This window comes from Citricoccus sp. (assembly GCF_032154715.1).
Taxonomy (GTDB): domain Bacteria; phylum Actinomycetota; class Actinomycetes; order Actinomycetales; family Micrococcaceae; genus Citricoccus.
Map to the genome: position 1 here is coordinate 1 of NZ_JALDXU010000098.1, position 12,418 is coordinate 12,418.

Here is a 12,418-nt window from a genome sequence, read left to right on the forward strand (position 1 = left end):
GTTCAAGCGTTCGTCCCGGGTCCCGGACAATCCGTGGTCGTCTACCTCGAGCCCGACGCCGGCCCAGCCCGTTCCGCAGGCAACGCCGATTTCGCAGGTCGCGCCGATCCCGCAGGCGAGGCCGGTGCCGCGACCGGGTCCGCCGGCGGTTCCGGCGTGAAGCTTCGCGTGGCCGATCCGCGACGGCCGGCCATCCTGGTCACCGACCAGGGTTTGACGCGGGGGGACGGCGTGTTCGAGACCATGACCGCTGTGCCGGCCGAGGGCTCGGGCCTGGGCTCACCTTTGCGGGTCCGCAAGGAGGACTCCCACCTGGCTCGGCTGGCCACCTCGGCCCAGGCCCTGGAGATTCCCCTTCCGCCGGCCGCCGACTGGCAGCGGGCCGCCGCGGCGGGGCTGGAGGCGTTCGCCGCCGGCAACCCCGGCGTGGACGCCGTGGTCAAGCTGGTGGCCACCCGGGGTCCGGAAGGGGCACCCGGCGGAGGGCACTACGTCAGGGATGAGGCCGGCGTCGAGCGCCTGACCGGGACGTATTGGGTGCTCGTCTCCCCCGTGTCCCCGGGGCTGGTCGCAGCCCGTGAGCGCGGCCTGAAGGTGCTGCTGCTGGACCGTGGCGTGGATTCCGGGGTGGCGGAGCGCGCGCCGTGGCTGCTGATGGGCACCAAGTCGCTGAGCTATGCCGTGAACATGGCCGCTCTGCGTTACGCCACGTCCCAGGGGGCGGACGATGTCATCTTCACGTCGTCAGACGGCCAGGTACTGGAGGGACCGACCTCCACCGTGCTGATGGCCCGGCGGGTCCCGCAACAGGACGGCAGCATTGGGGTCGAGCTCATCACCCCCCTGCGCAGCTCCGGAATCCTGCCCGGCACCTCCCAGGGCACCATCTTCGCCGCCGCCCAGGCCGCCGGCTGGCAGCTCGGCTACGGGCCGCTGGAGCCCTCGGACCTGGTGGATGCCGACGGGGTCTGGCTGGTGTCCTCCGTGCGTCTGGTCGCCCCCGTGACCCACCTGGACGGCGAGGAGATTCCCCAGGACCCCGAGCTCACCGAGCTGCTGAACGGCTTCCTGGCCGAGGACCGAGAACCCGGCGAACACGGGCCGTGACCCCTACGCCCAGACGAGGTTGAAGGCCCCGGTGGCCACGGACAGGCCCACGGCAAGGGCAGCCAGTCCGATGCCGCCCAGAATCACCCAGGTATCCACCGCATCGAACCGCGATTCGCGCGCCCAGGTGCGGTCGCCGGTTCCGAAGCCCCGGGCCTCCATGGTGACGGCGAGCTTGGTCGCCCGGCGGATGGCCTGCACCATGAGTCCGAACACCTGACCGAGCCAGGAGCCCAGCCGTCGGAATGGGTTGCCTCCGGTACCGACGCCGCGGGCCCGCCGGGCCTGGCCGAGGGTCCGCCATTCCTCCGTCAGCACGCCCAGCAGCCGGAAGGCCGCGAGGGATCCGAGGACGAAGCGGGCGGGCAGTCGCAGCCGTTGGGACAGGGCGTCGGCCAGGTCCGTGGGGTCGGTGGTGATGAAGACCATCACTCCGGGCAGCGCCACGGCGAGGATGCGCAGCCCGGTGGCCAGCCCGGCCAGGACCGAGCCCTCCGAGATACTCACCGGCCCCGCCTCGACCAGCATGGGCCCGGAGTCCTCCCCTACCAGGGCGGTGCCCCACGCGGACACCAGCGCCGCCGCCACCAGCACCCACGCCCGCCGGAAGAACTCGCCGACCCGGATCCCGGACAAGGGCAACAGGGCCACGGCGGCCACCAGCACGATCCCGGAGGACACCCAGTCCATCGTCGCCACCAGCACCGCCGTCACCGGCAGCAGCGCCGCGAGCTTGGCCAAGGGGTTGGCTCGCTCGAAGACCGAGCCGGCTACGGGGCGGGACGGAGCCGCGAGGGTGGCAACGGGCACCGTCATGCGGCCACCTCCAGCTCGACCACCCGGGCGTCGAGCGCCGCGGCGAAGTCGGCATCATGGGTCACGGCCAGCACCGAGCGGCCCTCGGCCACCAGCCCGTGCAGCAAGCCCGTGAGGACGGCCCAGGTGTTGGCGTCCTGGCCGAACGTCGGCTCGTCGAGGAACACCACCTCTGGCCCGGCGGCCAGCACCGTGGCCACGGACAGCCGCCGCTTCTCCCCGCCGGAGAGCGTGAACGGGTTGACCTGGGCCAGCGATTCCAGGTTCAGCGCCGCCAGCAGTCCGTCCGCACGCTGGGCGGCCTGCTCGTCCGTGAACAGCCGTTGCCCGGTCTCGGGATCGCGGGCGTGGCGGGGACCGAACAGCAGCTCGTCCCGCACGGTGGTGGCGACGAACTGGTGCTCGGGCTCCTGGAAGACGGTTCCGATCCGGCTGACCAGGTCAGCGGCCCTCCACCGGTGTGGGTCGTCCGGCAGGTGGCCGGCCCGCTCCCCCTTCAGCGCGGTCCCCGCCGTGAGCGTGCCCGCGTGAGAGGGGATCAGACCGGCCAACGTCAGCAGCAGGGTGGACTTCCCGCTGCCATTGGCGCCGGTCACGACGACGGCCTCGCCGGCCCCCAGCTCCAGGTCCAGGCCCCGCTGCACCGGCTCCGGGGTGGGGCCGAACCGCCGGCGCCACCCCGGTCTCACGGGCTCCTTGGAGACGGCCAGGCCACGGGCGGTCAACAGCGCGCCGGGGGGCGCCGCCGTCGTGCTGTTGATTCTTTCCCCACCCCCGGGCATCTGGAGGTCAATATCGCCCCGGTCCTGGCCGATGCCAGGTTCATTCCGGTGCGAATTCGACCTCCAGTTGCGAGGGATGGGGGTTACCAGTGTCGGAACACGGCCAGGAACCCAGACGCCCGCTGCGGCCAGCTCGTCCCGGACGGGGCCTGGCGCTAGGAGCTCATCCGGGGTGCCGTCGTGGCTGATCCCGCCGCCGGGCTCCAGGACGAGCATCCGGTCCACGTGGTCGGCCCAGACGGCGAGGCGGTGCTCCACCACGAGCAGGGTCGCCCCGGTCCGCTCGACCACGGCGAGCACGGCGTCGCGGACCTCCAGCACCCCGGACGGATCCAGGTTGGCGGTCGGCTCGTCCAGCAGGATCAACGGCGGGCGCATCGCCAGGATCCCGGCCAGGGCGAGGCGCTGTTTCTGCCCGCCGGACAGTCGCGAGGTGTCCCGGGCCAGGGAGATGCCCTGGTCCTCGCCCAGTCCCACTGCGTCCAGGGCGTCCAGGACGCGGTCCCAGATGTGGTCCCGCGGCACCCGCAGGTTCTCGGCGCCGAAGGCGGCATCATCGCCGACGCGGGACAGGATCACCTGGGTCTCGGGATCCTGCTGCACCAGCCCGGCGTGGCCGCGCAGCTCACGCGACACGGCGCCGTCCACCCGCAGTGAACCGGTCTCCTCGGACTCGTCGGCGGGGTCCAGCACTCCGGCCAGGGCGTAGAGCAGGGTGGACTTGCCGGCACCGGAGGGCCCGGCCAGCAGGACCTTCTGCCCGGCCGGCACCTCCAGGTCCAGTCCCGCGACGGCGGGAACCGGCCGGCCGGCATGGCGCCAGCCCCAGCCCGCCGCGGTGATGCGTGCTCCCGGCACGGCTCAGGCCACCGGCTCCTGGTGGGCGCGGCGGGAGGCGAGGGCGGACAGGGCCCCCGTGGCTGCGAGCCCGCGCGTGGCCAGCCAGGACAGCAGGCCGGCGATCACCACCCCGGACACCCCCACCAGGCCTACGTAGATCAGCTTCCAGTCCAGCGTGTACTCGGGGAACCAGTTGAAGATGAACGCGTCATTGATGCCGCCGAAGATCCCCGTGATCAGACCGGCGAGCAGTGCCACGGGCAGCGTGAAGCGGCGGTAGAGGAAGGCCAGCAGAATCAGTTCCGCGCCCAGACCCTGGACCACGCCGGAGGCCAGCACGGTCAGGCCGAACTGGGAGCCGAGCAGCGCGGAGACCGTCGCGGCCACCAGCTCGGTGAACAGCGCGGCACCGGGCCTGCGGATGATGAGCCCGCCGAGCACCGCCGGGAAGAGCCACATCCCGGCCACCAGGGCCGAGGACGGCGGGAAGGCCGCGAAGGCGGGGCTCAGCCCGGCGTAGGCCAGGTTCCAGGCCCAGAAGATGACGCCGGAGGCCACCGCGATGACGGCCGCCACCACGATGTCCACCACCCGCCAGGAGCGCCGGTTCGGGGCGGCGTTGCGGGATGCCCGGCCGGTGCCAGTGCGGGTGCCGGTGGTTCCGGTGCCGGTGTCCGCGGAAGGCGCGTGGCCGGCGTCGTGCCCGGGGGTGTTGCCGGGGTGTTGCGGGGTGTTGCCGGTCTTCATGGAGACCATGTGGTGTTCCTCCTCAAGGATGCAAGGAGGGGGACGGAACGGTACGCCACGAGCATCCGTACTGGGATGCTGCTGGACGGTTCCTGACGTTCCATCAGAGAACTCGACTTCCTTCGCCGGTGCTAACCGGGGCAGGTTCGAGGGTCTGCGCTGGGCGCACTCTCAGCACCCGAAGGTGCTCCCCTGTCGTTCACAGTGTCTGTTGTTCACACTGTCCCGCCATCATAGTCCACCCGCGGCGCATCCCGCCCGGTGAACCGTTAGGCTGGTCACGAACGCGCAACGACCACCGTCTACGTCCTGGAGGAACCCGTGAACACCCTCGTGGAAAAGCTCATCGCCACCGGCATCACGATCGGCGGCGGCATCATCGGCACCAAGATCGTGGAGTTCGCCTGGCGGAAGATCACCGGCCATGACGCCCCGAAAGACCTGGACGACACCGAGGCCAACATGTGGAGCGCCATCACCTTCGCCACCATCTCCGCGGGCATCTCCGCGATCATCCGCGTCTCCTCCAAGCGCGGCGCGAATTCCGCCGTGAAGGCCATCCAGTCCCGCTCGAAGAGCAAGGCCGGGACCGCCGAGGTCTGAGGTCCGACGCCGGCCGGGCAGCCGGCCGGTTCCGTCGCGGCCCGGTTCGGTCGCCGTCCAACCGGGACGGTTCAGTCGCGTCAGTCGCGGCCCTGCTGGTCCGTCGGATCGTCCTTCGGGACGGTCCGCTGGTCGTGGGCTGTGGCGGCCGGCTTGCCCGCGTCGTCCTGACGGGCGACCACGTCCGCGAGTTCGTCAACAAAGTGGAATTCCGGCTTGAGGTGTTTGGTCCGGTAGCCCGCCCGGCCCACCAGGTGGGCGGAGACCGGCGCGGTGAGCATCTGCAGCACCCACGCCAGCACCAGTACCGGCACCCACACCCACGCCCGCCAGGCGAAGGCCAGGGCCATCAGCATCAACAGCAGTCCCAGCACTTGCGGCTTCGTGCCCGCGTGCATGCGGGAGAGCTGATCCGGGAACCGGAACAGGCCGATCCCGGCCACGGTGGACATCAGGGCACCGAGGACCAACAGCACGGCGGCGATCCCGTCTGAGATCTGGATCCAGTCCATGTCAGGGACGTTCATTCGGCTCCTTCCTGGCCTCGGCCACGAACCGGGACAGCGTCACCGATCCCACGAAGCCGATCACGGAGGCCACCACCACGAACACGATGTTGTCCGTGTGGTGGTTCACGGCCATCTCCACGCACAGCGAGGACGAGATGACGATCAGCAGCACGTCCGTGGCGATGGCCCGGTCCAGGATCGAGGGCCCGCGGACGATCCGGTAGATCGCCGCCAGGGCACCCAGGCCCAGCAGCACCAGGCAGATGATCCCCGCCCATTCCAGCATCGTCATCCGAGCCTCCTCCCTGCCGTGGCGTCGGCGCGACGCGCCTCGTCCTCCCGCACCAGGGCCAGGTCCGCCTTGGTGCCGATGGCCCGGATGATCGCGGCCTCGGTGCTCAGGGCCTGGGAGCGGAAGCCCTCGACCGCCTCCGCGTTGTCCACGTTCAGGCAGTGCAGGTACAGGGTGGAGCTGGGCCGGTCCACGTCGATGACGAGGGAGCCGGGCACCAAGGCCAGCGCATGGCCGGTGAGCGTGACGACAAGGTCATCGTGGCTGCGCAGCGGGACCGCCACCACGGAGTTGACGATCTTGGGCCCCTGCGTGATCGCGTCCCAGGCGACCGAGACGGAGGCGGTCACGACGTGCCACAGGAATCGGAAGGTGAAGACCAGGGCATACCAGAGGTTGAACCGGTCCGAGAAGTTCACCCGTGGCAGTCGGTAGAAGCTCAACGTCAGCATCGAGAACACGACGCCGGCCAGCAGCACCCCCGGCGAGAAGTCCTCCCAGAGGGCGCCCCACGTCAGGGTCAGCCCCAGGAGGAGCGGCCATTGGCTCCAGAAGGAGCGTCCGCCGTCCTGGTCGTCCGGACCGGTGCTCATGGTTGTCCCCCTTCCGTGCTGTCGCCGACATCGTGCCCTTCGGAGTCCCCAGGGATGGAATCCAGCACGCCCGGCCCGCCGTTGTCCTGGTCCGGGACATGGATGCCCCGTTCCTCCAGGCCGCCCAGATCCTGCTCCGCCTGGGCGGCGGCCTCCGGGCCGAGGACGGCCTCGATATAGGGCGTGCGCAGGAGCATGTCCGTGGCGGCCCGGTCAGAGAAGGCGTAGAGCGGACCGGCGAACACGGTGAAGGCCAGGCCGAAGGCCACGAGCGCGATCGTCGGATAGACCATGCCGCGGGCCGGCCCCTTGGCGATCTTGGTCGGGGTCTTGATCTGGGTCTTGGTCAGGACCTTCGTATCGGACTGGGTCTGGGTCTGAGTCCGGACCGCGACAGCCCTGGCGCTCCGGCCGGCGCGCCGTGCTTCGGTCTCCTCCAGCGCGAGGACGAGCTTGGCCGGCGGGTGCTCCACGTCCTCCACCCGGCGCCAGAACGAGCGGGTCCACACGCGGACCATCACCAGCAGCGTCAACAGCGAGGTCACCACGGAGGCGGCCACGAGCGCCCATGCCATGCCATGATCCGAGCCCACGCCGGCTTGGATCAGACCGATCTTGGCGAGGAAGCCGGAGAACGGCGGGATGCCGCCCAGGTTCATGGCTGGGACGAAGAACAGGATCGCGATCAGCGGTGAGATCTTCGCCATCCCACCCAGACGGTCGATATTGGCGGACCCGGCCCGCTGCTCGATCAGGCCGGTGACCAGGAACAGTCCGGTCTGCACGGTGATGTGGTGGACCACGTAGAACACGGTGGCCCCCAGCCCGAGCACGCTGGCCATCGCCACACCGAAGATCATGTAGCCGATGTGGGAGACGAGCGTGAAGGACAGGACACGCTTGATGTCGTTCTGCGCGAGGGCGCCGAGGATGCCGACGATCATCGTCAGCAGGGCCACCCAGAGCAGCAGTGAGTTCACCCGGTCTCCCGGGAACAGCAACGTCTCGGTCCGGATGATCGCGTAGACGCCCACCTTGGTGAGCAGGCCTGCGAACACGGCGGTCACGGGCGCAGGGGCGGTCGGATAGGAGTCGGGGAGCCAGAAGGACAGCGGGAACACGGCGGCCTTGATGCCGAAGCCGACGAGCAGCATCACGTGCAGCACCATCTGAACGTCCGGGTCCAGCTCCGCGAGCTTCACCGCCAGGTCCGCCATGTTGATGGTGCCGGTGGCGCCGTAGATCATGGCGATGGCGATCAGGAAGAGCACCGAGGAGATCACCGAGACCACCACGTAGGTCACGCCCGCCCGGACGCGCGGACCGGTGCCGCCCAACGTCAGCAGCACATACGAGGCAGTCAACAGGATCTCGAACCCGACGTAGAGGTTGAAGAGGTCACCGGCGAGGAAGGCGTTGGACACGCCCGCCACGAGGATCAGGAACGTGGGGTGGAAGATCGAGACCGGCCCGCCCTGGTCCTGGTCCGTGATGCCCTGCGCGGAGGCGTAGATCAGCACCGCGAGGACGATCGCCGAGGAGACCACCAGCATCAGGGCCGAGAACCGGTCCACCACCATCGTGATGCCCCAGGGGGCCTCCCAGCCGCCGAGGAAGACGGCCACCGCCCCCGTGTCCCACGTCGCCGCCAGCAGCAGGCACTCGAGGAGCAGTGTCAGGGTGATGGTGGTGACGGTGGTGGCGATCTGCGCCTTGGGACGGCGGACCAGCACGAAGGCCAGGGCGGCACCGAGGATCGGCAACAGGACCGCGAGGGGCGCGAGCGAGACGATGTCCAGGTCCATCACTCACCGTCCTTCGGGTCGCGGCCCCGTGGCCGGGACCGGGGGCTGCCGGAGCGTTCGTCCTCATCCGGGAGGTGGTCGTCATGTCCGAGCGAACCGACGGGGTGTTCGCCCTCCTCCGGTTCGTGCCGTGAACGGCGGCCGGCGCCCGGCAGGTGCCGGTTGGCGTCCGTCTTGACCTTCACCGTGCCGTCTGCACGGTGACGGACCGCCAGGGCACCAGTCGAGGGGTTGATGGCTGTGGCGTGCTCGTAGTCCGCGTTCGGGTCCTCGTTCTCCTCGAGGAACTCCGACGGCTCCTCCAGCAACTCCGCATCCTCCTCCGCGTCGAAGGAGGACTGCTCGGCGACCTTGACGTCCTCGGTGTCCACCAGCACCTCGTCCCGCCGGCCCAGCTTCCAGGACCGGTAGATCATGCCGAGCATGAAGGCCGTGATGGCGAAGGAGATGACGATCGAGGTCAGGGTCATGGCCTGGGGCAGCGGATCCGTGTAGGCGCTGGGATCCACCCCGTCCTCCACCAGCGGGGCCTGGCCGGGGGCGCCGGCCATGATGAGGATCAGCAGGTTCGTGGCGTTGGCGATCAGGACCATCCCCAGCAGCACGCGGGTGAGGGTCCGCTCCAGCAGCAGGTAGATGCTGACGGCGTACATGACACCCATGACCAGCAGCAGCACAATGTTCACGCTCATGGCGTCACCGTCCCGGTTCCCGTGGTTCCCGCGGCACCGGTGGGCCCGGTGGTGGACGTGGTCGTGGTGCCAGCCGGTGAGCCGGAGGCGGAGGTCGTGGCCGTGCCGGAGGTGGCAGCGGCGAGACCGGAGCGGGCCTCACGGCGGCGCTTCTCGGCGTCCACGAGGGCCGTGGTCTCGACCTCATGACGGCGGTCCACCTCCGAGCCGAGGGAGCGCAGGACATCGATGACCAGGCCGACCACCACGAGGTAGACCCCGATGTCGAAGATCGTGGATGTGACGAACTTGACGTGCCCCAGCACCGGCAGGGTGAACTCGATAATGGCGGACTGGAACACCTGTCCCCCGAAGACCAACGGGACCATACCGGTGACGGCGGCCAGGGCGAGCCCGGAGCCCAGCAGAACGCCGGCGGGGATCGGCATGGCCTGCTCGAGCTCGTAGCGCCCACCTGCCAGGTAGCGGATGGTCAGGGCCAGCCCGGCGATCAATCCGCCGGCGAAGCCGCCGCCCGGAGTGTTGTGACCGGCGAGCAAGAGGTAGATGGACAGCAGGATGATCACGTGGAAGACGAGCCGGGTGACCACCTCGAAGATGATGGATCGCCTCTCCGGGGCCACAGTACGTCCGGCCACGAGCCACTGGTCCTCGTCCACGATGGCGAACTTGCGCAAGGCGGCCAGTTGCCGGGACTCCATGGGTCCTTTGGGGCGGTATCGGCCCACCGAGCCCGAGGCGACCTGGTCCAGGTCGCCGGTGCGGCGGTCCCGCTGCTGGATGAAGATCAGCGAGGCCACACCGGTGGCTGCCGCGGCGAGCACGGTGAGTTCGCCGAACGTGTCCCAGGCGCGGATGTCCACGAGCAGCACGTTGACGATGTTGGCACCGCCACCGTCCTCATAGGCCAACTGCGGCATCTCCAGGGAGATCGGCGCGGCGGTACGGGACGCCATGACGGTGATCGCCACCCAGATCATCACCAGGCCGAACAGGATGCCGAGCGCTGCATGGGCCCAGCGGATGTTGGTGCGGTTCCGTGTGTACCAGCCGGCCGGCAGCACGCGCAGACCGAGCACCATGGCCACGAGGACGATGGACTCCACCAGCAGCTGCGTCAGGGCCAGGTCCGGCGCGCCGTGCAACGCGAAGATGGCTGCCAGCCCGTAGCCGGACACGGAGACCAGCAGCACCGCCATGAAGCGCTTGCGGGCCCGGATCGCGGCGATGGCGCCGGTGATGATGGCCGCCCCGATCAGGATCTGGGCGACGGAATCGCCCCATGTCCAGTTCGCGGAACTGAAGATGGACGCGGCCATGCCCGCGCCGCCGTCGTACTCGTGGGGGAACAGCAACGCCAGGAGCGGGGCGATGAAAGCGACCGCCAGGATGATGAAGAGGTAGAAGCTCAGGGAGCCGCGCTGGGTGCGGCCGGTGACCCAGACGGCCACGTCATCCAGTCCCCGCAGCGTGGAACGGTAGAGGCGCTGGGCGTCCACCCAGGACGGCACGGCCTCCTGGAAGCGGGCCACTGTGTCCCTGAGCGCGTACAGGGCGAGGCCGAGCAGAATGATGCCCACGGAGATGGCGAGGATCGGCGTGAAGCCGTGCCACAGGGCCAGGTGGGCGGGTTCGGCACCGGGCTCGAGCGCCGCCATCGATCCGCCGAAGGCCACGGGCAGGGCATCCATGACGGTGGGGATGAAGGCACCGACCACGCAGGCCAGGGCGAGCAGGGCAGACGGGCCGAGGGCGCCGGCCGTGACGGGGCCGTGGAAACGCGTGTCCGCGACGGTCTTCAGTTCGCCGTCCGCGCGGAGCCTCTTGGTGGCGAACGCACCCCACACGAAGCGGGCCGAGTAGGCCACCGTCAGGACGGAGCCGAGGGCGACGACCACGAGCGGCGTCCAGGCCCAGACGGTGGCCCAGAGTCCGCCGCCAGAACCGGCTTCGGCCCAGTGCAGCAGGGACTCGAGAACGGATTCCTTGGCGACGAAGCCGAAGAGCGGCGGGATGCCGGCCATGGAGGCGGCACAGATGACGGCGGTGGCGGTCAGCCAGGGGTGGTTCCGCCCGACCCCGGAGAGCTTGGCCAGATCACGGGTGCCCGCCTCGTGGTCAATGATGCCGACGACCATGAACAAAGGCGCCTTGAACAGGGCGTGGGCCACCAGCATGGCCAGGCCGGCCATGGCGGCGTCCTGGTTGCCGAGCCCGTTGGCCACCATGAGGAAGCCGAGCTGGGACACGGTGCCGTAGGCCAGGACCAGTTTGATGTCCGTCTGGCGCAGAGCCCGCCAGCCGCCGACGAGCATGGTCCAGAGGCCCACGCCCAGCACCAGCGCCTGCCACCAGCCGGACTCCGCGAACGCCGGGGCGAGCCGGGCGACGAGGTAGACGCCGGCCTTGACCATGGCGGCGGCGTGGAGGTAGGCCGAGACCGGGGTCGGGGCGGCCATGGCGGCGGGGAGCCAAAAATGGAAGGGTGCCTGCGCGGACTTGGAGAGGGCACCCACGAGGACGAGCACGATGGCCCATTCCATGAAGGCGCCGCCGTAAGGACCGGCCATCAGATCCTGACCGCGGGCCACGATCTCGGAGAGGCGGTAGGTGCCGGCGGCCTGACCGAGCATCACCAGTCCGATCAGCATCGCCAGACCGCCGAAGGTGGTGACGATGAGGGCCTGGATGGCGGACCGGCGCGCGAAGATGCGATGGGCGGAGTAGCCGATCAGCAGGAACGAGAGTACGGAAGTCAGTTCCCAGAAGGTGTAGAGCACCATCAGGTCGTCCGTGGTGACCAGGCCGAACATGGCGCCGGCGAACGCGATCAGCTGGGCGCCGAAGGCCGCATTGCGCGGCTCGTTGATCGTGAAGTAGCGGGCACAGTACGCGAGCACGAGGGCGCCGACGCCGAGGACGATCAACCCCATGAACGCGGCGAGGGCGTCCATCCGGAAGGACAGGTTGATGCCGAGGTCTGGAATCCACTCGTAGGTCTGGACGAGTCCGCCGGGAGCCGCGGCGGGCGGGGCGGCCCCCGAGTTGACGGCCTCCTGCGCCTGGAGGACGGCGGGCAGCTGGAACAGGAGCCAGCCGAAACCTGCGGCCGGGACGGCGGCCAGGATATAGAACCCGTTACGATCCGCGACCCGGAAGACCAAGGGGGCCACAAGTGCCACTGCAAAGAGCGCAATGAGCACAGTCAGCACGGGGCGGCCTCCATCTTCGGGTGGGGGGTCGGTTCCATCCTACCGGGCGCACGAAGATCGGATTCCGTGATTATTCTCCTGGCGTCAAGGGAATACCGACGGGTCGTCCAGTGTTTGTTCAGGGCTCACAAGGTGTCCTCCGTCTTCGGATCCCGCACCCTGACCAGCAGGGCCATGCCGGCCACCAGCACCAGCAGGATGGCTGGGACCATGTACCGCGAGTCGCCGGTCAGGGCGATCCCCACGGAGATCAGGGCCGGCGTCAGGAAGGACACCGCGCGGCCGGTGGTGGCATAGAGGCCGTAGATCTCCCCCGCCCGCTGCTCCGAGGTCAGCCTCCCGAGGAAGGACCGGGACGAGGACTGCACGGGTCCCACGAAGAAGCACAGGAGCAGTCCGAAGATCCAGAACGCCGTGGTC

General features: G+C 69.6%; 12 protein-coding genes and 1 riboswitch. Of the genes, 2 read left to right on the forward strand and 10 right to left on the reverse strand.

The features are described from left to right. Positions 1–156: 156 nt before the first annotated feature. Positions 157–1,107 carry an aminotransferase class IV gene (locus RUH65_RS13290; protein ID WP_313818045.1) on the forward strand — a complete coding sequence of 317 codons (951 nt, stop codon included), beginning with the start codon at positions 157–159 and terminating at the stop codon, positions 1,105–1,107. 3 nt (positions 1,108–1,110) lie between these two features. Here RUH65_RS13290 and RUH65_RS13295 read toward each other — a convergent pair whose 3' ends face one another. Genes RUH65_RS13295 through RUH65_RS13305 form a run of 3 tightly spaced genes read right to left on the reverse strand, consistent with a single transcriptional unit; the run spans position 1,111 to position 4,301 of the window. Next, positions 1,111–1,923: an energy-coupling factor transporter transmembrane component T gene (locus RUH65_RS13295; RefSeq protein ID WP_313818033.1), complete on the reverse strand. Its 813-nt coding sequence runs from the start codon at positions 1,921–1,923 to the stop codon at positions 1,111–1,113. Further along, a complete protein-coding gene (locus tag RUH65_RS13300; protein WP_313818034.1) occupies positions 1,920–3,563 on the reverse strand; it encodes an ABC transporter ATP-binding protein in 1,644 nt (547 codons plus the stop codon). The genes RUH65_RS13295 and RUH65_RS13300 overlap by 4 nt, the downstream gene beginning before the upstream one ends. 3 nt (positions 3,564–3,566) lie before the next feature. Then, on the reverse strand, positions 3,567–4,301 hold the full coding sequence (locus tag RUH65_RS13305; protein WP_313818035.1) for an ECF transporter S component: 735 nt from the start codon (positions 4,299–4,301) through the stop codon (positions 3,567–3,569). Between the two features lie 91 nt (positions 4,302–4,392). Further along, positions 4,393–4,496: riboswitch (TPP riboswitch) on the reverse strand. Positions 4,497–4,613: 117 nt separating this feature from the next. Between RUH65_RS13305 and RUH65_RS13310 the strand changes: the two genes are divergently transcribed. Beyond that, positions 4,614–4,895: a DUF4235 domain-containing protein gene (locus tag RUH65_RS13310; RefSeq protein ID WP_313818036.1), complete on the forward strand. Its 282-nt coding sequence runs from the start codon at positions 4,614–4,616 to the stop codon at positions 4,893–4,895. Positions 4,896–4,975: 80 nt separating this feature from the next. On the opposite strand, the gene mnhG is transcribed toward RUH65_RS13310, so the two are convergent. The 7 genes from mnhG to RUH65_RS13345 form a co-directional block, all read right to left on the reverse strand. Further along, complete coding sequence (mnhG, locus tag RUH65_RS13315) at positions 4,976–5,422, reverse strand: monovalent cation/H(+) antiporter subunit G (RefSeq protein ID WP_313818038.1); 447 nt, start codon at positions 5,420–5,422, stop codon at positions 4,976–4,978. Next, positions 5,409–5,696: a monovalent cation/H+ antiporter complex subunit F gene (locus RUH65_RS13320; RefSeq protein WP_313818039.1), complete on the reverse strand. Its 288-nt coding sequence runs from the start codon at positions 5,694–5,696 to the stop codon at positions 5,409–5,411. The genes mnhG and RUH65_RS13320 overlap by 14 nt, the downstream gene beginning before the upstream one ends. After that, complete coding sequence (locus RUH65_RS13325) at positions 5,693–6,289, reverse strand: Na+/H+ antiporter subunit E (protein ID WP_313818040.1); 597 nt, start codon at positions 6,287–6,289, stop codon at positions 5,693–5,695. Before RUH65_RS13325 ends, RUH65_RS13320 begins: the two co-directional genes overlap by 4 nt. Further along, the gene (locus tag RUH65_RS13330; RefSeq protein ID WP_313818041.1) at positions 6,286–8,094 is read right to left on the reverse strand and encodes a Na+/H+ antiporter subunit D; all 1,809 of its coding nucleotides are present in this window, start codon (positions 8,092–8,094) and stop codon (positions 6,286–6,288) included. The genes RUH65_RS13325 and RUH65_RS13330 overlap by 4 nt, the downstream gene beginning before the upstream one ends. Continuing rightward, positions 8,094–8,786: a Na(+)/H(+) antiporter subunit C gene (locus RUH65_RS13335; RefSeq protein ID WP_313818042.1), complete on the reverse strand. Its 693-nt coding sequence runs from the start codon at positions 8,784–8,786 to the stop codon at positions 8,094–8,096. Before RUH65_RS13335 ends, RUH65_RS13330 begins: the two co-directional genes overlap by 1 nt. Then, positions 8,783–11,998: a Na+/H+ antiporter subunit A gene (locus RUH65_RS13340; protein WP_313818043.1), complete on the reverse strand. Its 3,216-nt coding sequence runs from the start codon at positions 11,996–11,998 to the stop codon at positions 8,783–8,785. Before RUH65_RS13340 ends, RUH65_RS13335 begins: the two co-directional genes overlap by 4 nt. A gap of 125 nt (positions 11,999–12,123) precedes the next feature. Next, positions 12,124–12,418 (reverse strand): MFS transporter (locus RUH65_RS13345; RefSeq protein WP_313818044.1); only part of this gene is annotated, 295 nt, incomplete at its 5' end.